At 34.1% G+C, this 24,038-nt stretch carries 22 protein-coding genes; 7 read left to right on the top strand and 15 right to left on the bottom strand.

The features are described from left to right. Positions 1–83: 83 nt before the first annotated feature. The 3 genes from ACJJVT_RS05290 to ACJJVT_RS05280 all read right to left on the bottom strand — a co-directional run bounded on the left by ACJJVT_RS05290 (position 84) and on the right by ACJJVT_RS05280 (position 3,468). Positions 84–1,418, bottom strand: a complete 1,335-nt coding sequence (locus tag ACJJVT_RS05290) for a DEAD/DEAH box helicase (RefSeq protein ID WP_405397046.1) — start codon at positions 1,416–1,418, stop codon at positions 84–86. 141 nt (positions 1,419–1,559) lie between these two features. Further along, positions 1,560–2,132 carry a hypothetical protein gene (locus tag ACJJVT_RS05285; RefSeq protein WP_405397044.1) on the bottom strand — a complete coding sequence of 191 codons (573 nt, stop codon included), beginning with the start codon at positions 2,130–2,132 and terminating at the stop codon, positions 1,560–1,562. Positions 2,133–2,253: 121 nt separating this feature from the next. Beyond that, positions 2,254–3,468 (bottom strand): patatin-like phospholipase family protein, encoded by a 1,215-nt coding sequence (locus ACJJVT_RS05280; protein WP_405397043.1) that lies wholly within the window; start codon positions 3,466–3,468, stop codon positions 2,254–2,256. Between the two features lie 317 nt (positions 3,469–3,785). On the opposite strand from ACJJVT_RS05280, the gene ACJJVT_RS05275 reads away from it, so the two are divergent. The 7 genes from ACJJVT_RS05275 to ACJJVT_RS05245 all read left to right on the top strand — a co-directional run bounded on the left by ACJJVT_RS05275 (position 3,786) and on the right by ACJJVT_RS05245 (position 10,848). Next, a complete protein-coding gene (locus tag ACJJVT_RS05275) occupies positions 3,786–5,801 on the top strand; it encodes an ATP-binding protein (RefSeq protein WP_405397041.1) in 2,016 nt (671 codons plus the stop codon). Between the two features lie 167 nt (positions 5,802–5,968). Beyond that, positions 5,969–6,553, top strand: coding sequence for a TetR/AcrR family transcriptional regulator (locus tag ACJJVT_RS05270; protein WP_405397040.1), 585 nt, complete (start codon positions 5,969–5,971; stop codon positions 6,551–6,553). 1 nt (position 6,554) lies between these two features. Continuing rightward, on the top strand, positions 6,555–7,226 hold the full coding sequence (locus tag ACJJVT_RS05265) for an NAD(P)H-binding protein (protein ID WP_405397039.1): 672 nt from the start codon (positions 6,555–6,557) through the stop codon (positions 7,224–7,226). A gap of 11 nt (positions 7,227–7,237) precedes the next feature. After that, the gene (locus ACJJVT_RS05260) at positions 7,238–7,870 is read left to right on the top strand and encodes an NAD(P)H-dependent oxidoreductase (RefSeq protein WP_405397038.1); all 633 of its coding nucleotides are present in this window, start codon (positions 7,238–7,240) and stop codon (positions 7,868–7,870) included. A gap of 46 nt (positions 7,871–7,916) precedes the next feature. Next, positions 7,917–9,074, top strand: a complete 1,158-nt coding sequence (locus ACJJVT_RS05255) for an iron-containing alcohol dehydrogenase (protein ID WP_405397037.1) — start codon at positions 7,917–7,919, stop codon at positions 9,072–9,074. Positions 9,075–9,214: 140 nt separating this feature from the next. Next, the gene (locus tag ACJJVT_RS05250; RefSeq protein WP_405397036.1) at positions 9,215–10,114 is read left to right on the top strand and encodes an EamA family transporter; all 900 of its coding nucleotides are present in this window, start codon (positions 9,215–9,217) and stop codon (positions 10,112–10,114) included. Positions 10,115–10,236: 122 nt separating this feature from the next. Then, positions 10,237–10,848 (top strand): DEAD/DEAH box helicase, encoded by a 612-nt coding sequence (locus ACJJVT_RS05245; RefSeq protein ID WP_405397035.1) that lies wholly within the window; start codon positions 10,237–10,239, stop codon positions 10,846–10,848. Between the two features lie 11 nt (positions 10,849–10,859). Here ACJJVT_RS05245 and ACJJVT_RS05240 read toward each other — a convergent pair whose 3' ends face one another. The 12 genes from ACJJVT_RS05240 to ACJJVT_RS05185 form a co-directional block, all read right to left on the bottom strand. Continuing rightward, the gene (locus ACJJVT_RS05240; protein ID WP_405397033.1) at positions 10,860–11,627 is read right to left on the bottom strand and encodes a patatin-like phospholipase family protein; all 768 of its coding nucleotides are present in this window, start codon (positions 11,625–11,627) and stop codon (positions 10,860–10,862) included. 30 nt (positions 11,628–11,657) lie between these two features. Beyond that, positions 11,658–12,242 carry a DUF6134 family protein gene (locus ACJJVT_RS05235; RefSeq protein WP_405397032.1) on the bottom strand — a complete coding sequence of 195 codons (585 nt, stop codon included), beginning with the start codon at positions 12,240–12,242 and terminating at the stop codon, positions 11,658–11,660. A 197-nt stretch (positions 12,243–12,439) separates the two neighbouring features. Beyond that, on the bottom strand, positions 12,440–13,030 hold the full coding sequence (locus ACJJVT_RS05230; RefSeq protein WP_405397031.1) for a DUF6515 family protein: 591 nt from the start codon (positions 13,028–13,030) through the stop codon (positions 12,440–12,442). A gap of 173 nt (positions 13,031–13,203) precedes the next feature. After that, entirely contained in the window at positions 13,204–15,111 is a 1,908-nt protein-coding gene (locus ACJJVT_RS05225; RefSeq protein ID WP_405397030.1) for a monovalent cation:proton antiporter-2 (CPA2) family protein, read from the bottom strand. Positions 15,112–15,171: 60 nt separating this feature from the next. Next, positions 15,172–15,702 carry an NAD(P)H-dependent oxidoreductase gene (locus ACJJVT_RS05220; protein ID WP_405397029.1) on the bottom strand — a complete coding sequence of 177 codons (531 nt, stop codon included), beginning with the start codon at positions 15,700–15,702 and terminating at the stop codon, positions 15,172–15,174. 44 nt (positions 15,703–15,746) lie between these two features. Further along, positions 15,747–16,370 carry a MarC family protein gene (locus tag ACJJVT_RS05215; protein WP_405397028.1) on the bottom strand — a complete coding sequence of 208 codons (624 nt, stop codon included), beginning with the start codon at positions 16,368–16,370 and terminating at the stop codon, positions 15,747–15,749. Positions 16,371–16,525: 155 nt separating this feature from the next. Next, entirely contained in the window at positions 16,526–18,016 is a 1,491-nt protein-coding gene (locus tag ACJJVT_RS05210) for an aldehyde dehydrogenase family protein (protein ID WP_405397027.1), read from the bottom strand. 24 nt (positions 18,017–18,040) lie between these two features. Beyond that, entirely contained in the window at positions 18,041–19,888 is a 1,848-nt protein-coding gene (locus tag ACJJVT_RS05205) for an antibiotic biosynthesis monooxygenase (RefSeq protein ID WP_405397026.1), read from the bottom strand. A 68-nt stretch (positions 19,889–19,956) separates the two neighbouring features. Further along, entirely contained in the window at positions 19,957–20,898 is a 942-nt protein-coding gene (locus ACJJVT_RS05200) for an NADP-dependent oxidoreductase (RefSeq protein ID WP_405397025.1), read from the bottom strand. An 18-nt stretch (positions 20,899–20,916) separates the two neighbouring features. Then, positions 20,917–22,488 (bottom strand): carboxymuconolactone decarboxylase family protein, encoded by a 1,572-nt coding sequence (locus ACJJVT_RS05195; protein ID WP_405397023.1) that lies wholly within the window; start codon positions 22,486–22,488, stop codon positions 20,917–20,919. 7 nt (positions 22,489–22,495) lie between these two features. Next, entirely contained in the window at positions 22,496–23,353 is an 858-nt protein-coding gene (gene budA / locus ACJJVT_RS05190; RefSeq protein ID WP_405397022.1) for an acetolactate decarboxylase, read from the bottom strand. A 32-nt stretch (positions 23,354–23,385) separates the two neighbouring features. Next, positions 23,386–24,009, bottom strand: coding sequence for a putative quinol monooxygenase (locus ACJJVT_RS05185; protein ID WP_405397020.1), 624 nt, complete (start codon positions 24,007–24,009; stop codon positions 23,386–23,388). Positions 24,010–24,038: the final 29 nt, after the last annotated feature.

The following is a 24,038-nucleotide window of genomic DNA, read 5'->3' as shown; positions in this document are numbered from 1 at the left end:
ATTATATATTAAAAAAGCCGACTACATAAGTCGGCTTTTTTATGCAGTAAGGTGTTGTAAACGATGAAGATTACTAATTATAATTATTTTTTTCTTTTCGGCTCTTCTGACTTCATATGTAAACTAGCAGTTTGTGCTATATGGTTCGCCAATATTTTCTCTACCAATTCTTCTTTCGTCAAGTGATGAAAAATGGTTCTTACCTTAGTTTTAAATTCTTCGGACACTTCGCGATTAGGCTTGGTTTTAAAGATTTTTTTAGCCCAAAGTAAGGTGTTGTTCTCTTCGATACTCTGTGCATCTGCTTTTTGGTATTTCGAGAAAGAAATACTTAATTCTTTTTCAAAATCAAATACTTCGGCTACTTCCTCTTTTTGTAGAATGGTTAAGGAAAGTCCCTTCTCCCCTGCTCTAGCTGTTCTTCCGCTTCGGTGAACATAGGCATCGTAAGTATCAGGTAAATGATAATTAACTACGTAACCCAATTCTTTTACATCGATACCACGCGCAGCTAAATCGGTTGCTACCAATATATCGATATGACCTTCTCTAAACTGACCCATTATACGATCACGAATACCTTGAGATAAACTACCGTGTAAAGCTCCCGATGAAAATTTATTGATAGCCAAGTTTTTCGCCAGCTTATTAACTGCCGCTTTCGTTTTACAGAAAATGATACCGCGCTGCCCTTCTTTTGTGTTTAAGAAGTGCATAAGTACATCTAACTTTTCAATAGGCTCTACAACTACATATTGGTGATCGATACCTTGATGACCAAGTGTAGACATATCTGCCTCTACATGAACTACATGTTTAGACATATAGTTTTGTACCAGCTGTTTAATAGCGCCAGACATGGTAGCAGTGAATAATAAAGTACGGCGCGATTTTGGAATGCCTTCGATAATGGAATCTAAATCTTCTTTTAAAGCAGTTACCATTTCATCGGCTTCATCTAAAACCAGGTACTTCAAGTTTTTAATGTCTATAGCCTCGCGTTTTACCAAATCAACCAATCGACCTGGTGTAGCTACTACAATATGAGTAGCTTCTTTTAAACGTTCTATTTGAGGTTTTATAGGTATACCACCACATACTGCAGCGATTGATATAGCAGGACTATGTTTTGCATACGAAATTAGGTTCGTATGTATTTGTTGAGCCAATTCTCTAGTTGGCGCTAAAATAACGGCTTGCACGGCAGTATTCTCTGTATTTATTAATTGTAATAATGGTAAACCAAACGCAGCGGTTTTACCCGTTCCGGTTTTTGCCAATGCAACAAGGTCATCTTTTTTCTTTAGGACAACAGGTATACATTTTTTCTGTATATCTGTAGGAACAGTAATTTGTAACTCCTCTAAACTCTGTTGAATTTCTTTACTAACACCTAAATCTGAAAACTGCCTTGACATAAAAATATTTTTGGCAAAGATAGCGACAGTTATGCTGGTAGTAACATGAATATGATTATTAGTGAAATATAATCACTAAAGATATTAGACTTGCTGAAATACAGTGAAATAACTAATAATACATTATGTAAATATTCAATATTATTTATCGACCCAACCCCACGGAGCTTCTGGTTCATCTATAGGCTTAGTAATATCCATAACCACTTTAAAAACTCTGTCAGAACCAAGTCTTCTTAAATTATATGTAAAAGAGGTGTCGTCTAAAGTAATCCACCAAACATTGGTAGCTGCACCAGGTATCATTTTTTGAGTTGCGACATCTGCTGGAAAAAACTGAATATCTTCTTTACCGGCATTACTGGCTATACCACCGTAAAAATTTACATCATCTTCAGTACCATCTTCATGTCTATGGTCATGCTTTAAAGTAAGAATGCTATTATCTTTAGTTATTACCCATGTTCTAGATTTATCTTCACCCACATAAAACGGAATTTTAATTTCGTTATCACTACAAGATCTAACATGCATAACAAGTTTTTTGCCACCAAAACTTTCATCTTCTTCGGGTAATGCCAAAGTGCCTTCGTAAGCCTTGCCACAATGAGATTTTAAGGTGTTCCAAAATACTTCAGAAGGGCTAGTTTTTTGAGCTATAAGTGGTAACGCAAATAAAAAAGTAATGATGTAAAGTTGCTGTTTTAGTGTCATGGTGTTGAGTTATTTATTTTCTCAAAAATAGGCAAATGCATTGATAAACTTTAATACAATAGCAAAGCTGAATATTATATAAAGAATCTTAGTTCTAGGTAGGGGATTTTTAATAAGGAGATTATTCAGTAGCTTCCCAACTCCTCCACCTATCCATTCCGTCTTGGTACCACTTATCCCCTTTAATAAGCGATAAATCATTGTTACGCTCCACTTTAAACTCTATTGGCTGATTATATAATTGTCCGCCTTTCCAAGCATCAAAACATTTAATCAATGTATCAATTTCTTCATCTTTAGTTAAGTCCATATCTAATTTATACAAATCTTGAACTAAGGGAATTATTGAAGCGTCAGTTTCTTCGTCGTAATGAATTAATGGCGATAAGCGTATAATTTGCTCGTTAAGTAATTTACCCGTAGCCACCTGTAAAAACATCATGGCAATATAATTGGCAGTATCTGGCGGTTGGTATAAAATAGTTTTAGCTTGATGAAGTACGGTCTCTTTAAAAAAGTTGAATTGCGGTTTCCATTTAGAGAAAGCAAATTTCTTTCTTCTAAATATTAATGCAATTTGTTTCCAATCCCAAAAGTTTTTCTTCGCATCTGCTGACATTAAAGAATTACTGGTGCCAAGCGATATAATCTGAATCGTTTTTAAATCTACTCCTAATTTATAAGCTTCAATGATTCCTGCTAAAATTGGATTATTGAATCCGCCCAAAGCGCCATCCCATAACTCATAATATATTTCACTTTGTTTCGCTTTAAACCGTGCCGGAAAATCGAAATATTGAACTGGTGCATTAGATGATCCGTTGATGGCTTGGGTAAGTCTAACAGAATCATACGAATCGGGATTTTTTGAGAAAGATTTAAAGAATTTAGCTCGGTTATTTAAGGCATCATATGTAGCAACCACTATTTTTAGTGATTCCTTGCCAATAAGAGTTGGCAGTTCATCCATCTGAATTTTATCAATTTCAGGGAACAGATTTTCAAAAGCCTCTTTCTTTTTGGTAGCGCTATATTTTGGTCCGAATCCGGCATTGAATAGTCCCAAATAATCCACCGGAAAATAGCGATCCTTAAACGTGTTTTTATGGAATATGAGTTCTCTATTCTTCTGTTCTTTAAATAATGATATTGCCTTATCTAGAGTATAGTTTTCGGCAAGCGCAGCTAAAACAATGCTTCCGCCAGAATTGGCAATGACTAAATCGAATTTTTGTAGAATCTGATGTCCATTAATATTTCCGTATCTGTCTTTAAGGGTAAGTAGTTGAATAATAGCCCAGCTTCCGCCGCCATCTAAAGAGAGAATTTTATACATTTTCAAAAACGAATTGTTGATTTATCTTCAATTGAGATTTTAGTGCAATAAGAAAGGTCGCGGGAACTACCTGTAATGGAGTTATTAAATTTAACTATTCATTTTTAATATTGATTATAGAAAGTTATTACAAATTAAGAGGTTATACTGTTATTCGGTCTAAATTTTAACTATTTTTCAATAACATTAGTAGAATTATGCGAGTTATAATATCACAGGTATAATTATTCTAAATTTTATAAAACCGCCAGTACCGCCATTACTATATGCTAATAACTGATTCTGTACAGAAAAGACTTTATAACGTTATACTTATTATGCTTGTATTTTGTGCATCGACTTCCGCTGTACTATTAGGTCAAACTCGAGAAGAAGATTTGGCTGAGATTAAGAAAATGAGGCTTGATGAAAGTATATCAACTGAAAGCATAGAATACATTGACCTGTTAGTTCACCTAGCCAATAATTACTATTTCTACAAGCCCGATAGTACGCTTATAATGCTAAATGAAGCATATGAATTAAGTAAAAAATCTAACTATTATAAAGGACAGTCGAAAGCCCTAAATAGTCAAGGAAATTATTACAGCAATATAGGAAATCTTGAAAAGGCTTATGAGTTACTAAATGAATCGCTGTCTACTGCAAATCAATTTAGTTTACAACGAGAAAAAATCGATGCTATAAACTTTATAGGCCTAGCACAATGGCAAGAAGGTAAAAATGGATTGGCACTAACTAACTTTCTAGAGGCATTGCCTATCGCCGAACAAATTAATGATACCTATATGATGGGTGTACTTAATGATAACATTGCCCTACTATACGACGACTATAAAGATTATGAAACTGCATTAGCTTTTAATGAGAAATCGCGGAAAATTAGTTTAGCAAATAATTTCGACGTTTCAGCGGCGCAGACATTATTGAACATGGCTGTGATTTATAGAAAGCAAAAAAAATATGATTTGGCTACTAAATCGGTCGATGAATGCATCATTGTATTTAAAAATGGAAATGTCATTGATTGGTTATCATTTAGCTATGAAAACAAGGGCAGTATAGCATTAGAAAAGCATCATTATATAGAAGCTAAAGATTGGTTTGAAAAAGCAATGAAGATTTGTGACGAAATTGATTTTAACATTGGTTACACTCAAACATATAAAGGTTTAGCAGAATCATACTTAGGGCTATCTAATTTAGAAATGGCAGAATTCTATGGTCTAAAGGCATTAAAAGTATCTGAAGAGTTAAAAATTTTTGAAAATGTAAAAACCTCGAATGCTCTTCTAGCTAAAATATATCATGAAAAAGGAGACTTGTTGAAAGCATATGAATATCAATCGGAGTATTTAAAGCTTTTTGAAAAGTCATCTTTAGAAGATTATCAAAAAGGACTGGGAGTACTAAAAAGTGAAATTAAATTTGAAGACCAAAAGAAACTATTAATAGAAGAGAATAAGTCGGCGATAGCACAACAAAGACTTTATATTTTTGGGGCATTCGCAGCATTATTGGTTTTAGGAACTTTTCTAATATTATTATATAGAACACATAAAATACAAAAAAAGTACAATCATCAGTTACAAGAAAAACAAACCGAATTAATAAAACACGAAACAGAGTTACAAGAAGCAAATGATACTAAAGACAAGCTCTTCTCTGTTATTGCCCATGATTTAAGAGGACCCATAAATTCATTACAAGCATTAATAAAGCTCTACGTAGATGATAGTCTATCTAAGGTTGAAGTTGATATGATTTTGCCCAAAGCACTTCATGATATTAATGGCATTTCAGATATGCTTAATAACCTTCTGGTGTGGGCGAGAACGCAAATGAGTGGTTCAATGATAAAGCCGAGCAATTTGAATTTAGAAACCTTGGTGAATGAAAATATTAAATTATTAAATCCTTTAGCGGAGAAAAAAAATATAACACTCACTAGTACCATTCCAACAAACATGATAAGTTTTAGTGACCGGGATCATATAGATATTGTATTAAGAAATTTATTAAGTAACGCTATAAAGTTCACCAACGAAAAAGGCGAAGTGACAATTAGTGCCATAGAATTACCGGACAAATACCAAATTAAGGTGAAAGATAATGGCGTTGGTATGAGCACTGAAGCCCAGACCAAACTCTTCGATAAAAATAACACTAACACCACCTACGGCACTAATAATGAAAAAGGTACCGGTTTAGGTTTATCTTTAAGTAAAGAAATGGTAGAGAGTAATGGAGGTGAAATTTGGGTTGAAAGTACATTAAATGAGGGAACGTCAATCTTTTTTACTGTTCCTTTAAAAGCTCATAATAATAGTTGAGAACATTTTGGGTTTTAAAGTATATAGCCACGTATTGTATGCAGTACTCCCCTTTCAACATTCGAATCAATAATATTTTAAGATGATTTTTTGATGGAATTAAAGTTCTGTTAATAAAAAAGAATGAACGTTCATTTTCTATATCTTTGTACTCTGATATAATAAAAATGGCAGCACTTCAAAAAAGTATAGACAAAAGAAACGCATTGATAAATGCCACCATAGAGTTGGTAAACAATGACGGTTTTCATGCGACACCCATGAGCAAGATTGCAAAAATGGCGTGTGTTTCTCCGGCGACTATATATCTCTATTTTGAAAACAAGCAAGATTTAGTAAATAAAACCTATATAGAAGTTAAAGCGAGCTACACAGCATATGCATTTGCGACATATAATGAAACCATGCCGGTTGAAGAAGGTTTTGAAGTGATTTGGAAACGTATTGCGGAGTTTAAACTTAAAGAAAGTGCTAACGCCATGTTTCTTGCCCAATGCGATAATACACCAATGATCGATGAAGAAAGTAGACAAGAGGGCATTAAGCATTTACAACCCCTACTCGATTTATGGGCACGCGGCAAAAAAGAAGGAGTCATAAAGCCTTTATCAGATTACATGTTGTATGCGTATTCAATTAATCCACTTTCTTTTCTTATGATTACTCAAATTCGTGGTTCGGTAAAAATGGATAAAGAAGAATTAGAGCAAGCATACCAAGCAGCATGGAGTAGTATAAAAGTTTGTAACTAATATGAAAAAGACGGCAATTATTTTAGGAGCTTCTGGCTTAACTGGTGGGTTATTATTAGAAAAATTAATAGCAGATGATAGATACGAAACTATTAAATTATTTTCTAGATCTAGAATAGAAGGGCTACCTAACAAAGTGCAACAGTATATTGGTAATCTCTTGGAGTTAGATCAATTCAAAAATGATTTCACAGCAGATGAAGTATACTGTTGTATAGGTACCACAGCAAAGAAGACTCCAGATAAAGCAATGTATAAGAACATTGATTATGGTATACCAGTAGCTGCAGCAAAATTAGCGAAAGAAAACGGTATCCCTACTTATTTAGTAGTGTCTGCAATGGGTGCAAATAAAAAAAGTAGTGTGTTCTATAATAGAACTAAAGGAGAAATGGAACAAGATGTTGTCAACCAAGGCATACCAAATACTTCAATACTAAGACCGTCATTAATTGGAGGTGAAAGAGAAGAACAACGAGTATTGGAAAAAATAGGATTGTTAGTATTTAAAGCCATTCAGCCACTATTTATTGGTCCGTTGAAAAAATATAAAATTATCAATGCAGAAAGCATTGCACAGGCAATGTTGAATTTAGCAAATACAACGAGTAATACCGATGTTATTATAACATCGAACGATATAGAACAATTAGCAAAACGCAACTCAAAATAGAAAGATTAAAAATGGAATTATTAGATAAATTAAACTGGAGATATGCCGCTAAGGCAATGAATGGCGAAAAGGTAGCAGAAGATAAAGTAGAACGTATTTTAGAGGCTGCCCGCCTTGCTCCTACCTCTAGTGGTTTGCAACCATTTGAAATTATAGTGGTTAAAAATCAAGATATTAAAGAACAGATTAGACTAGTAGCTTGGAACCAGTCTATGATTACAGATTGTTCTCACCTTTTGGTTTTTGCAGCTTGGGATAATTATACAGAAGATAGAATCAACTATATGTTTGATTTAACCAATGAAATTCGTGGTTTTAAAAACGAAGGATGGGAAAATTACCGTAAAATGTTGTTAGATATGTATCCGCAGAAAGACCCTGAAGAAAACTTTAATCATGCTGCAAAGCAAGCTTATATCGCATTTTCTCAATCGATTGCTGCTGCGGCATTTGAAGAAGTAGATGCTACACCTATAGAAGGTTTTGATCCAGCTGCTGTAGATAAAATTTTAGGCTTACGCGAAAAAGGATTACGCAGTGCAGTACTGTTACCATTAGGGTATAGAAATGAAAGTGAAGACTGGTTAGTGAATTTAGTGAAGGTTAGAAAACCAATGGAAGAATTGGTAACTGTTATTGAATAAGCGGTCATTAATGTAAGTGAAGAATAAAAATTAAAAGAAAAAGAAAATGAACAATTTTGAATTTAAGAATCCGACAAAAATTATTTTTGGTAAGGATACGATAGAAAAATTAAGTAAAGAAATACCTGAAGATGCTAAAGTACTTATGCTCTACGGTGGTGGTAGTATTAAGAAAAACGGAATCTACGATCAAGTTATGACTGCATTGTCGGGCATAGAGGTTGTAGAGTTTGGTGGTATACCTGCCAACCCGGAATACGCTATCTTGTTGAAAGCTTTACAGCTTATCAAAGATGAAAAAATCACCTATTTATTAGCAGTTGGTGGTGGTTCTGTAATTGACGGAACCAAATTTTTATCTGCTGCAGCAGTATATGATGGAGATACCCCGTGGGATATTCTAACGAAAAACATTAGAACTAAAAAAGGGATGCCATTTGGTACCGTTCTAACTTTACCGGCAACAGGATCAGAAATGAATTCTGGATCGGTTATTACAAGAGCAGAGACTAAGGAAAAATTAGCAATGGGCGGACCAGGATTATTCCCTGAGTTTTCAATACTAGATCCACAGGTAATAAAATCAATTCCTGAGCGTCAATTGGCAAACGGAATTACAGATGCCTTTACACATGTATTAGAACAGTACATGACATATCCTATAGATGCATTGTTACAAGATAGATTTGCAGAAAGTATTTTGCAAACGCTAATTGAAGTAGCACCTAAAGTATTAAAAGATCCAACGGACTATAAACCTGCTGCAGATTTTATGTGGAGCTGTACTATGGCGTTGAACGGATTAATTCAAAAAGGAGTTCCGGGCGACTGGGCTGTTCACATGATGGGTCATGAGCTAACAGCATTATTCGGTATTGATCATGCACGTACGCTAGCTGTAATCGCACCAAGTCACTATAAGTATAATTTTGAGGCTAAAAAAGAAAAATTAGCGCAGTACGGTGAACGTGTTTGGAATATTACCGACGGTAGTATAGACGACAAGGCATATGCAGCAATAGAGAAAACAGAGGCATTCTTTCATGAATTAGGTATCGATACCAAGTTATCAGAGTATACCAAAGATTATGAAGGCACTGGCGAAGAAATTGCAAAACGTTTTACAGACCGTGGTTGGAAATTAGGAGAACGCCAAGCTTTAATGCCAGAAGATGCTGAGAAAATAGTTAAAATGGCTTATTAAGCTAAATAGATTATTTTATTAAAGGGCTGTCTAATTTTAGACAGCCCTTTTTTTATATTCGGCTGTGCCAATTACTAATAGAATTTGATTTTGAATTCTAGAAGGAAGAACAGTCAAAAACCAATATCTTCGCGCGCATTATGTGGATGTACCTCGGACTTTTAGCAGCGCTTTTTTTAGGATTACACAACTTATGTAAGAAACATGCCGTACAAGGTAATGATGCTTTTTCTGTTTTACTAGGTACTTTAATAACAGGTTTTTTATTGTTTTTACCCTTGTTTTTGGGTTCTAAATACTATCCGGAGGAATTACAGTCAATCGATTTATTTGTATCGGATATTTCATTGAAGACACACGGTTTTATATTTATAAAGGCAATGATTATGGCTTCATCATGGGGATTGGCATATCAAGCGTTGAAGCACTTACCAATTACTATTGTAACACCAATTCGTTCTGCTGGTCCGTTTTTCACTTTTATCGGTGCAATTTTAATATATCAAGAACGTCCTAATTTTTTGCAATGGATTGGCTTCTTTTTAATCATATTTTCTGTTTTTCTATATTCTAAAATCGGAAAAAAAGAAGGTATAAATTTTAAGAACAATAAATGGATATATGCCATTATAGGAGCCACCTTTTTAGGGGCTTCAAGTGGTTTGTACGATAAGTTCTTGATTCAGAGTTTAGCGTTAAACCCTCCTACCCTTCAGTTTTGGTTTTGTACCTATACCATGTTAATCATTGGTATGGTCGTACTTATTACACAATCTACAAACCCCAATTTAAAAGGCTCTTTCAAATGGCGATGGACCATACCAATGGTGGGTATATTATTGCAAACGGCAGATTATTTCTATTTTAAAGCTTTACAAGATCCAGATGCATTGATTATGTTATTATCTGCTATTAAGCGAAGCCAAATATTAATCGCTGTAGTCGTTGGTGGTTTTATCTTCAAAGAACAGAACAAACGTAAAAAGCTCGTACCGCTAGCAGGTATTATGCTTGGCGTCTTTCTTATACTTTATTCCTAAGAAATTGTCTTGCTTGCTTCTTATAAGAAATTAGAGTACTATAATAGGGTTAGCCCGTTGGTAGGCTGTATCTTTGCAAAATTATATATTCTTAATAAACGTAGAATTTTATAAAACATATTATGTCTTTTAAAAAACTGAATCCATACATACTTGAAACTTTAGAAGAATTTTCTATAGAAGAGCCAACAGCATTTCAAAAGAAAAGCATTCCAATTATTAAAAGTGGAGCGAACGTATATTGTACGGCAGCAAAAGACAGCGGTAAAACAACCACCTTGATTTTGACGACCCTACAAAAATTAAAATGTAAGGCAGAGGGTAATGCACCTAGAGCGGTTATTGTAGTTCAGAATAAAGAGAAAGTACTTGAACTTTATGATGAATTTTTAAGGTATACAAAATACTGTTCATTACGCGTGTATGCAAGTTATAAAGAACTGCATATAGATATTCAAAAATCAGAAATATTTGAAGGTATAGATATATTGATTACCACACCTACTACCCTACACAAGTTGTTTTTATTAAATGGAGTAAGTACTTCACAATTAAATATTTGTAGTATTGATGATGGTGATTTTTTAATTCAAAAATCAGACTATACTGCAATGATTACGGTTGCGCAAAGTATTATGAAATGCCAGTATGTGATATACTCGGAAAAAATGCATCCTAAATTAGAACGTTTTGAAGATTATTTCATGGAACGTGCTAGTCATGTGAAGTTTTAAACTAAGCTTTCTTATTGTTTTGAATATCCCTGTTTCTTTAGCGCATCAATAGTACTATTGTAACCAATATCAAAAATGGGATCTATAGATCGCATATCAAATGTAGCATATTCACAAAGCTCTTCTGGTGAAATAATTAGTTCACATTCTGAAAATTTAGCAATCGATTCTGATGCTGATTTTATTTTATACGCTCTTTCCAATACATTGTAAGAATGTTTTAAATCTTTTATTTTAATAGATTTTAGTGCGTTTACATAGCTGCCTATTATTTTATCGCAGTGTGGTTGTAAAGGCTCAATAGGGAAATTATTCAATACACCACCATCTACATAGAAAGACCCATTAATATTAATAGGTGAAAAAACACCAGGAAAAGTTGCAGATGCAAGTACTGGTTTTATCAATTCACCAGTATCAAAAATCTTTAATTCCCCTTTAACGATATCCGTAGCCGTTATAAAAAGCTCCTTGGGAAGTGATTCAAATTTATCGTTAGGGAAAAACTTTTTAAACTCATCATAAAACTTCTCGGTGTCTATAAAACCGGGTTTTTTACGGGCGAATCTGTTGGCATGAAAAATAGGAATTACTTTGAAGAATTCTAAAATATCTTCCCATTTTACACCACCTGCATATAATGACCCAACAATAGCACCCGCACTAGTACCAGATATATGAGTTGGGTAAATACCATGTTCCTCCAAGGCTTTTATTACACCAATATGTGCTACTCCACGTATGCCACCGCCTGAAAGTACTAATCCGGTATTTGTCATAACTGTTTTATGTTATATTTCTTAAAATAATCATTTTTGGGCAACAATGTCAAACTTTATCAATCCTCCATTTATTTCTGCTTTTTCTAAAAAGCCATCTTTATAATAATAAATATTCTCGTTGTTTTTAGCATTTATTTTTTTGTACGAATGATTGCCTAAAGGTATGATAGTATTAAAACTTCCATCTTGTTCAGAATAGCACCGTTCTATGTCTACTGGTTCCACAAAATATAGCAATATGGTAGCGTACTGGATATCTTCTTGTACCACTAACTCATTTTTATCATTTTTGGAAATCTGGTAATAATCTATTTCCCAATTGGTAAGAATGTCGGCATAGGGTTTATCATTGACATCTATAAGTACATTAGCCCTCTTCAATTTATTATTTTCATAGATAACATTGTACAAATAATTTACATCTATTTCTTTGATGATGCGCGTGTTTATGGTAGTTACACTTTGGTAATGAGTTTTAGAATCTTTAATGGTTTTAGAAGCTTTTAAACTACCTATTACATTGTCTTTATGTACAATATCAAAGAAAAGAGTGTTTTTTAGAGGCTTTACATCATTTGATATAGAACCAATTGATCCTAAAAAAATAAACATACATACTATAATGAAATGATTTATTGATGACATCTTTACGTGTAAAGGGGTTCTTGATTGCAATCTACTATACTAAGGTAAAAGTAAGTAATTAGGTTTTTTATAAACCTAACGAATATCATGTTTTATTGATTGGAATAAAAAAAAGGGCTTACGAATATTTTCGTAAGCCCTTGACTTTTAAAACGTTTATTTAATTACTCCATATCAATAATACCTACAACTTCATAAGCTCTTGATCCATTCACTTGTATTTTTTCATACAGTATATTAGAGTATTCATAATATGTAAATCCATCAATAGTAACTTTTTCATACCCATCAGGTATCTCGCTAACTACTGTACCAATTTCAGGATCTACAACTTCATATCCAGAATTAGCTTCTACGTAGAAGGTGCCACCAACATTAAAATACAAATGGTTATTGAAACGTACCCTAGCATAGTTTGGAGGTAGGCTATTTATTCTAAAACCAATTTTAGGTGCTATGGAAATATATCTACCACGAGATGCAGTATAGTATTTATTATTTGAGTAGTAATAATTTTGCCCATTATGTTTTACTACGGTTTTGTTAGGTACAGTCCTAACTGCTACCACTTTTTTCTTGGGTGTTTTATACTGAACTCTTTTACTTGATACTCTACCTGGTGTTTTTGTTACTGTAGTAGTTCTTGTAGTAGTTGTTTTTGTTGACGTTCTTTTACGTGTTTGTGCTGTACTTGGCAAAGCGAATGCCATAAGAAATAATCCTAGTACTACATATGTTTTAGTATTTGTTTTCATCGTTTTAAATTTAAAAGGTTAAACTTTTATTTTTACGTTCAATACTTTGACATGTAAATGCACTTGTGGTTTAAACTATATGCTAGTTATTAAGTTAGAAATAGATGAATTGGCACATTCTGTCTATGAATTAGCCTATTTTATAGAAGTACAAAATAGCCTTTTAGAAGACTTTAGTTGGTAGATGAAGAATTGTTATTTTGTTGGTCTTTTAATACCTCTCTAATAGATTCACTGTCCCAATGATTATCGTATTCGACGATACCTCTTTTAAAATCTTCTTCCAACAATCGTTCCTGCTCCTCTAATTCTTTACGAGCTTTAAAAATATAGTTCTCTTCTCCTTTTGGTTCAGCTGCCAATCTTCTTAAACTTGTTTCATCATATTTAATGAAATTCTGTACCTGTTGGTTTAAGGTATATTTTCTAAAGCCAAGCTTGCTCAATACATCTTTGGCCAATGATAAAGATGTATCTAGAGATTCTCTATAAATATTTTCGAAGCCCATATTCAAATATTCATAGGCATCATACCGATTTTGAGCACGAATCATGAGTTCAACATGCGGGTACTTTTCTTTTACCATTTTTGTAATTTCTTTGGTAACACTAGGGTTGTCAATTGCGCAAATTAATATTTTAGCTTGTGCAATACCTGCAGATTCTAATAGATCTATACGTGTGGCGTCGCCGTAATATACTTCAAACCCCATTTTACGAAGAAAGTCAACACGGTTAGAATCTTGATCTAGAATAGTGGCTTCAATACCATGAGATCTTAGAAAACGACCAACCGTACTACCAAAATGACCGAAGCCGACTAGAATAACATTTTGCGATTTAGCAATGTGATCCATTGGTCTTTTAATAGATTCTTTTGTTCCAATTTTAGGCAGAATCAATCGTTCGTTTATGATACTTATAATTGGTGTTAACGACATTGTTAATGCTGTAATTACCAGTAAAATATCCATTTGTTCTTGTTCTAGAATATTCAATTGAAAAGCAAATGAAAGAAGTACGAAAGCAAATTCACCAATTTGCGCCAAGCCGAAGGTCAGTAACAATTTCTGATCAAGTTTCATTTTAAACACCGTACCAATACCAAATAGAACCAATGCTTTAATTAAAATGACAGCAATTAATATTCCGCCAATGGTCAACGGCATTTTGGCAATAACCACAAAGTTTATCGATGCACCAACGGCAATAAAAAACAATCCTAACAGCAAGTTTTTAAAAGGTTCTAAGGTACTTTCTAGCTCATGTTTATATTCGCTATTAGATAGCACTACTCCGCCTAAGAATGCTCCTAAAGCAGGCGATAGTCCTACATATTCCATTAAAAAAGAAATACTGAACACTATTAATAGCGCAGAAGCAATTAATAGTTCTCGTACCCCAGTCTGTGCTACCTTTCTTAACATCGGTACTATTAAATACTGGCCTGCACCAATAATTAATGCAACAGAAAGAATAATGGCGAGTGTTTGGTAACCCATAGGTAAACCATCTAAAAGGTTGCTACTTGCCTCATGTGCATCGGTAGTTGCCGCCACATCTGTATTTGAGAGTAATGGAATAGCACCCAACATGAAGATTACGATGATATCTTGGAATAATAGTATAGAAAAGGCAGAATTACCAAAGGTAGTATCCATCAATCCTTTTTCTTTTATGGTCTGCATGGCAATTGCAGTAGATGATAGCGCCACGGCCATAGAAATAACCAAAGCTACTTTCCAATCAAAATCTAATAGTATAAAAAAGAGATATGAAAGTACCATGGTTCCACCAACCTGTAGCCCGCCTAAACCAGCAATAGTCTTTCGCATATTCCAGAAATTCTTTGGCTCAATTTCCAGTCCGATTAAGAACAGCATAACCACAACACCGAATTCGGCAAAATGAAGAATATCTTGACCTTCTTCACCAATAAAACCCAAAACATAAGGTCCGATAATTACCCCTGCCATTAGGTAGCCAATAACAGAACTGAGTCCTAATTTTTTCGCAATAGAAACACAAATGATTGCTCCTAATAAGAAAACAATTGCATCAAATAGTAAGCTGCCGGTCATATTGGTTGGTTTATTTGTAATGTGTTTTTAGACATTACTGTGGTAATGAAGTTATTGGTTTTATGTTTGTAGCCCGTCTATAAATGAGCTGTATTGTGCTCCATAAACCTCTAATTCATCATCTGTTAATTTATAAGTTCCCATCACGGTAAAAGGTTTATGATAGTTCATTAAACATAGATTAGCCGTCTGCTCAAAGGGTCTTAAAAATTCTGTTATGGTATAGCTATTTGTTCCTTGTGTACAATATAATTCTTTACTGCCTCCAGTGGTGATAGCGTTTAAGCAGATTTTAGAAGATAAAGCCTTTCCATTCGGACCGTAAGCCCAATTAAATTCCAGCACCATATCAATCCATTGTTTTAATAGCGGCGGACAACTATACCAATACATAGGATGATGCCATATAATAACATCATGCTCTTCTAATAATTTCTTCTCGAACGGTACATCTATATGAAAATCGGGATACTGTTCGTACAAATCATGAAAAGTGACACCTTCTTTGTCTTTGATATAATTGACCAATATATTATTTGCTCTTGATTTTTCAAACTTCGGATGTGCAAATAAAACAAGTACCTTCTTCATATTCCAATACGTTAAGAAAAATAAGTATCCTTTAATTTAGGTATTTATTTTGTAATCAGATTAAAGGAAATTTTTATTCCTTCGATAATCATACCTGTACCAATAATGGCTATAATTAAACCCATAATCTTACCAATAACAGAAATCACGTTATAGCCCACCAATCGTACAATTAAATTACTAAGCCTAAAAGTAAGGTAGGTTAGTAAACTCATAAAACCGAAAACAGCGATTACGATGGCGATATGCACAGGTTGTGCACTAGATACAAAGTTCATAGCGGTAACAATAGTACCAGGACCTGCTAGAATGGGAATAGCTAATGGAGAAACCGCAATGTTTTCATCAATATTTACATGTTTAATGTTCTTTACATTCGATTGTTTCGATTGTAGCATTTCAAATCCGATGTAGAATATTAAAATTCCGCCTGTAATCTTAAATGCGGGGATACTGATGTTGAACAATTCAAATATATATTTCCCTAAGAGCACAAATACCAATACGATTATAAAGGCAATAAGATTGGCTCTTTTATTGATATCAGCTTTGGTTTTTTCATCTGCCCCTTGGGTTAAAGATAGAAAAACGGTCATGTTAGATATTGGGTTAGTAATAGCAAAGAAGCCAGTAAAAACAGCAATAGAAAACGTAATTAAATCATCCATTATTTTAAGCAAAATTTAATCGTGCAAGAACTTGAATTCTTACTAAAATTCCAAGATTATTTTAAACCTTTTAGTAATTATTGGAATATAAGAAAAGCTGAGACTAATTTTAAATTAATCTCAGCTTTTAAAAATGTAATGTAAATTATATTTGACTATTGAAAATCCGATGCTTTAAAAGGATATTTTCTTGGTGTTTTTTGAATGGTAATCCAATGTGCTACGGTAAACGATTTCACACCCCATTGTCCATTAAAACGTCCTAGACCTGAGTTTTTAACTCCACCGAATGGTGCATAAGCACTATCATTAACTGGTTGATCATTAATATGTGTCATACCAGCTTCAATACCTTGTGCAAATGCCATTCCTTTAGCTTCGTCTTGTGTGAATACAGAACTAGATAAACCGTAGTCTGTAGCATTTGCTAAACGTAAAGCATCTTCTGTATCTTTTGCGCGAGCAATTGAAACTGCTGGTCCAAAAATCTCATTTTGAAATAATGGACAGTTTTCGTCTACATCTACAAAAACGTGTGGTGGCATATGTAAACCTTCTGCTTCACCTCCTAAAGCCATTTTGTAACCTTGTTTCTTCGCCTTATCTATCAAACCTTTTACAGTATCAAATTGTGCTTGATCTATGATTGGTCCTACAAATGTATCAGGGTCATTCATATCTAAACGTTTTAAGGTTTTTACTTTGGCAATAAACTTCTCTGTGAATTCATCATAGACTTTATCTTCTACAATAATTCTGTTTATAGCCATACAAATCTGACCTTGATTCATAAATTTACCCCAAGCAGCAGCTTCAACCGCTTGGTCAATATCTGCATCTTCCAATACCACGAACGGACTATTACCTCCTAATTCTAATTCGATATTTTTTATAATATCAGCACTCAACGCGTTAATTCCTACTTGACGACCAACTGGCGTTGAACCTGTAAACGAAATTAATTTTGAGATAGGATGTTTTGTAATTGCAGTACCAATAGTGCTTCCGCCACCAGGCAATACACTTAATAACCCTTTAGGGAAACCTGCCTCTTCTAAAAAAGAAGCAAAAATTAATCCGCCTGTTACTATAGACGTTGATGCTGGTTTTAAAACCACCGCATTACCTACTGCTAAGGCAGGACCTAAAGTACGCGCGGTTAATTGACCCGGAAAATTCCAAGGAGAAATTAAACCAATAACTCCTAATGGTTTTCTAACTGCAATAGATTCTTTGCCATCAATATCTTGTGGCAAAATTTTACCTTCTACTAATAATGGTAAATGCACAGCACTTTCAAAAACGCTAGCAACCAATTCTGCTTCAAAATACCCTTTTGCTAATGTTGCTCCTACTTCTTTTCTTGCCCATTCTGCAAACTCTTGCTTTCGGTTTCTAACTACTTCGGCTAGTTTAAGCATCATTCTACTCTTTTCAGGAGGTAGTACTGCTGCCCATTTTTTCTGCGCAACTGCTGCTTGTTCAAAAGCTTCATTCACATCATCTGTGGTAGCTCCGTTTAAGGAGAATAATTCCTCTTGGTTCCAAGGGTTAATATCCTTGATTGCTGGTCCTTTTCCGTCTTTCCATTCGCCACCAACAAATATTTTTCTCGTATAATTCGGTAATTTATCTTGTGTTTTCATTTTCAGTATGTTTTAGATGTTCTTCTATTTTTCAATCTGATTCACAAAAAAAGCTTGCATTGTAGACGCTATAATAGCCTCCTTCATTATAGCTCCCGTTTCTTGTGTGTATGGTTGTTTTCTATGGAATGCACCAGCTTCTTCATTCTTCCAATGCTCTTGAAAAACAAATGTATTTTCTTTTCCATTGATGCTGTAAAAATCAAAACGGATATTACCTTCTTCTTGCCTAGTAAGCTCCGTATGCTTAATTAATTGTTTTACAAATTTTTCTTTGTACCCTTCTTTTATTTCAAAAATGGAAAACAATAAGACTTCATTATTGTCTACTTTAATTTGACTGAAATCATTAGTTGGTAACGGTTTTTCGTTATTTAAAAACAAGGTTTTAGGTGCTTCAATTAAAGCCGATTTTACACGATCTGCAATTCCTCTTTTGTCTACCGCTTCAGAATGCGATTCTAAAGTTTTTTTACCTTCATTTATTCCGAAGACCAAAAAATTCTCTAGATTGTTTTTATCTTGAAACAACTTCATCTCTAAAGTACCTTTCTCTTTACGAACCACATCTTGGTTGGCGAGCATTTCCTTTTTAAACAATTCAACCTTTTCTGGTTTTATTTTAAAGGTGGATAGGATAGTGATTTCTGGGTCTTTCTTTTTATCATAAACCACAGACATTCCTGTTCCTTTGTTTAAGATTAAGCGCATTTTAGTGTCTGTAACATCAATCTGAATACAATCTGAACCTAAATCCATTGTTCCTAAAGTGCTTGTTCTACAGAAAAATTCATCTTGCCAATCCCAGGTTCCTTTTAATTCTTGTCCGCCAAAACTCCCTTTAATTATTCCGTCGCTAGTAGCTATAGACGTTCCGCCTTCATCACCATAATAATTGTCTGCTCCTTTTTCTATATACTCGGCTTTAGTAGTAACTCTATCCCAAGGTGTTGGTTTATACGCTACTAACTTATTATCAAAAATATAAGGCGCATAAATAATTTTTCCGTCAGTGTTGATGTCTGCAATACCTTTTGAAGAAGCATCAATTAAATAACTTTTATCCTCATCAAATGTGAATAATTGTCCCGTTGGATTACTGCTTGCCAATAAAACGCCATTTATTGAAGTGACACCATCAAAAACTCCTTTTTTGTCTGAAGTTGCAATTAACTCTAACTTTTTAGAAGTAATATCAACATTGTATAGCGACCCAAAATCTTCAGGTTTCCAAGTTGCACGCATCAATCCCTCTCCATTTTCTAACCCATAATTAGCAACAACCAAACTGTTGTTTTCTACATAAACACCATTAGGAAATGGAATTTTATCAGACTGTAACCATACCACTAATTTATCATTCTCAATAGTGTAGATTTTACCCCCTGGAACATCAGAAATAAAAACTTGCCCTGTTTTTTGATTTATTGCTAAGTCATTTAAAGAACCTGCTTCGTTTGCTGCATAACTTTTTACAATGCTTCCGTTGTCTAGGTTTATAAGATGCACTTGTTTTTGGTCGGCAACGTACAAGGTGTTTTCATAAATATCAGAGCCTGTTGGAGACGTTAATCCTGTTACCCAATTTAGGTTGTCTATAACACCATCTTTAGATACGCGACTTATAAAACCGGGAGCAGGACCATTGGTATTTGAAACGTACAACCATTTATGATTAGTTGAAGCATATACAGATTCGGGCATTTTAAATCCACCTATTTCCCATTTTACTGCTACAGAAAAATCGTTCGTAATTACGCTTCTACTTTCTTGAATTTCTGATACTTTCTCATTTTTAGGAGTTGTTTTGCCCTTGCACCCTGCAAGTATTAAAACAAACAACACGACTATTATATTTTTTAAATTTTTCATATCTCTTCTATTTGATGTAATTATTCTGGTTTTATTCTCAAATTGAGCTACAACCTTTATCATCATTTTTATGATAATGTTACAATTACTTTACCCACTGTTCTTCCTTTTTCAACTTCGGTATGGGCATTAGCCATATCTTCAAAAGCAAACGTTTTGTAAATATTTGGTTTAATGCTACCGTTTTCTAACATTTCTTTTAAGGTGTTCATATCTTCAGCACTAGAGTGTACTAAAATGTCTGAAACGGTTTTGTTCTCCTTTTTAGCTGATGCTTTTAAGTCATCTAAATCCATACCTACTGTTGTATAAGCTGTACCACCGCTTTTTAAAACTTTTACTGAATTTTCTAATACTTTACCACCTTGCGTATCTAACACGAAGTCGATATCGGATAAAATTTCTTCAAACTTTTCAGTATGATAATCAATTGCGTTATCTGCTCCAATAGAGGTAACAAATGCACCGTTTTTTGCCGAGGCAGTAGTATTTACAAAAGCTCCCATTGCTTTTGCAATTTGAATCGCAAAATGACCAACACCACCAGAACCTGCTTGTATTAGTACTTTATCACCTTTATTAATCCTTCCTTCTAAGATTTGCAGTGCAGTTAGAGCAGCTAAGGTTGTAGCTGCAGCCTCTTCAAAAGAAACGTTGTCTGGCATTATAGCTAAATGTGCTTCTGGCGCAGCAACAAATTCCGCGTAAGCGTTACCTACACCAGGAAAATTTACCATACCAAAGACTTTGTCGCCTATTTTAAAATTGGTAACATCCGTACCAACTTCTGTTACGGTTCCTGCTATGTCCCAGCCTAAAATAACAGGTCGTTTTTCTCCGTACATCATATTCAGCATCTTATCTTGATACTTTGGTTTTACGTCTGCCGGGTTTAATGAAATAGCCTTTACCGCTACTAATACCTCGTTATCTTTTATGCTTGGTTTTGCTACTTCTGCTAAATGAAGGTTTTCTGGTCCTCCTGCTTTTTCTAATACTATTGCTTTCATAGTGTTTCTATTTTTAAATTATTTTTTATTGTAGACAACGGTCATTCCCTTGCCTTGCTTAAGTGTTAAGCGCATTTTGGTGTCGGTTACTTCAATTACAAGTTCATCATACCCTAAATCCAGATCTCCGATTTTGCTGGTTCTGGTGAAGAAATTATTCTTCCAATCCCAAGTACCTGTCAAAACTTTACCTCCAAAAACTCCAAATATTTGTCCGTCGTGAGTAGCAACAGATTGCCCGTCTTTGTCACCATAAAAATTATCGGCAGCTATCTTTAAATATTCTTCTTTTGTGTTTATTCGTTTCCAATTTTCATCTACAGGTATAGCTTCACTAATCGTTGATGGAAGTGTGTAAGATGCTATTGAATTACTAAATAGAACCGGAGTAAATAACACATTGTTTTCTATAGTAATATCCGCTAAACCTTTCGGGAAGTTTCCAATTAATTGTCGCGTATTCTCATTTATAAAAAACAAGTCACTAACCGTACCTCCTGTTACTAAAAAACCATCATTAACAGCAGTTAAACCGTCTAAAGCTCCTAGTTGATAACTGCTTTTAAACCGTGTTATCGTTTTATCTTTTAGGTTAACTTTATATAGACTGCCAAACTTATCTGGTGAAATTTCTAAAGTCAATTCTTCACCAAAATTTGCAATAACCAAGTCTTCATTTTGAATATAAAGTCCGTTTGGATGCTTAATTTCAGAGGATTGAAACCAAACCTCTAATTTGTTATTTACTAATGTGAAAATCTTACCACTTGCTATATCAGAAATAAAAACCTGTCCGTTTTTAGAAACCACAACATCATTTAATGACACAACATCTGGAGAAGTAATGCTATTTACGACTTTACCATTTTTAACATTGATAATATGAAGCTCCTTACCATCGCCAACGTATAATTTGTCCCGATATAATGCCAAGCCTGCAGGCGAATTTAAACCAGTTACCCATTTATAATTATCAACTTTTCCGTCCTTTGAAATTCTACTTATATACCCTTTGTTATTTTGATTTACATTAGAAACATATAACCAATTCTCTGTTGGTGATGCCACAATAGACTCAGGCATAGAAAAGCCATCTAACTCCCAGTTTTTAACTAATTGTTGTGTTGTATTTATGTGATTAGATGCAGTATAGTTTGTTTCTTCTAAAACTTCCTTTAAAGCAAAAATGCCATTATTTGCAGCTGGAAAGCCCGTATACAAGCTTAACAAAATCATAGTTTCAGAAATCTCATTTGGCGTAGCCCCTAAATTTAATGCAGCATTTATATGCGACTTTAACTGCGACTTTGCATTAGCTTGTGTAGTAAGACTAGCTATTATTAATAATTCTTTGGTTTTAAAATCTATGCCTTTTCTGTTATAAATTTCTCCAAAACCATAGCGAATAATATAATCTGCCATATCTGGAGAGACACTTTTAAAAGCTGCTTCTAATCCTTTTGCAGCACCTTCACCATTAACCTCATTAACAATTTTTACGCCTGTTTTATAATTGTCCTCTTTTGTGTTTTGCGCATTATTTGCAAAAGAGAAAGACAATGCTAAAACCAAAATGATGTACTTTTTCATAATCTTCTTATTTTCCGTTTTGCTTTGCTGTAGCTTTTGGAGCTGCACCTTGCTTTAACGTTTTGTTTCTGAATTTTTCAGTTTGAGGAAGCTGTAGGTTTACTTGGTTTATTTCTTGAATTTCTACTTGAAGTTTGTCAAACTTGATATCTTCTAAATGTCCTCCCAGTGTTATATCTTCAGATAAAAAGTGAAAGTGCATTCCCGGAATCACTACATTTCCAATATAATCTGGCGTAAATAAACCTACTAAAGTTCCTTTGATATTTTCTCTAGTATACATTACTCTTGTATCTAAATATTCAAAAAGAGAGACATCTTCGTTTTCTACTTTATGTGCAGATGCCATTTTTAGATATCCAAACTCTCCTTTAATTCTGTAAGCATAAAAACTATTTTTAGAAGTAGAGTATTTTTGAAGCTCTTTATTTAGTTCTTCGTATGAAGTAATGTTTTCAACGGTTACCGTTTTTTTAGGTTGAAAATTTATCATCGTCATATTAGGCGATTCTAAATCTTCTGGTGCTTCTTTAATTCCGCCTTCCGCATCAATAGTATATACCACACCATCTACAGCAACCAGTTCACCTGCTAGGTGATTTACGGTACCAATACCAATATTACCTTGCTGTACCATTTGTTCTGGCGTAAAATCACCTTCATATATACTATTTAACAACGCAACCGTTGGCGCATATTGATGAATGGTGTTTTCCGTATGTGGTGCTAATCCGTTATCATCAACGTTGTGTGGATGCGGATGTTCGTGATCTTGCGTTTCTGTAGTTGAAACTGCTTCTTTTTTGTCCTGATTTCCGCAGCTTGCTAAAATTGCCAAGGAAACTAATAGAATTGCTTTTTTCATAAGAGTGCTTTTTAGTTGATTATTGATTTCTCTTAAATTTCTGTAACGAAATTCATATACTGCTTTAAATCACCAATGACAGCTTCTTCCATTAGTTTGCCTGTTTTTACTGCATAAGGTTGATTAAAGTGAATATCCCAAACATCAGATTCTTTTCTCCAATGCTCATAAACTGCTAGGGTGTCTTCTTGATCGTCTACCGTATATAAATCAAAAAGGATATTGCCTTCTTCCTCCTTTCTTGTGTGGGTAATGTGATCTTCAAACTGTTCAAGAAGTGCTCCTCTAAATTCAGTTTTTAGTTTAAAAATGAAGAAAATAATAAATACTTCATCTTCAGGATTTTCAGATTTAGAATGGTCTGGAAGCGGATTTGTATCGCCTAAAAAGTAGAAATCAGGAGCCGACTGTAAGGCGGTCTGTCCTACTTCCATTAACTTTTTGGTATGTGGCTCGTTATCGTGAGCTGTAATAGCAGCTTTGTCTGCCCAACGTTCGTAAACAAAAAACACATTGTCTTCTGCTTTAGACACAAATACTCTAATCTCTTTATTACCAGCCTCTTTTTGTGTTGCCGCTTGTGCTTCTTTAAGCGTTGCTGCAAACGTGTCTTTATGTTCTGGTTTTGCAGTAAATTTTACTATTGTACTTTTCATAATAATGTTCTTTAGAATTGAAGTACCTT

Origin of the sequence: Maribacter sp. Asnod2-G09 (assembly GCF_045063795.1) — a bacterium.
Taxonomy (GTDB): domain Bacteria; phylum Bacteroidota; class Bacteroidia; order Flavobacteriales; family Flavobacteriaceae; genus Maribacter.
The sequence above is the reverse complement of the archived record's forward strand: the minus strand, read 5'-3'. Positions and strand labels throughout refer to the sequence as shown.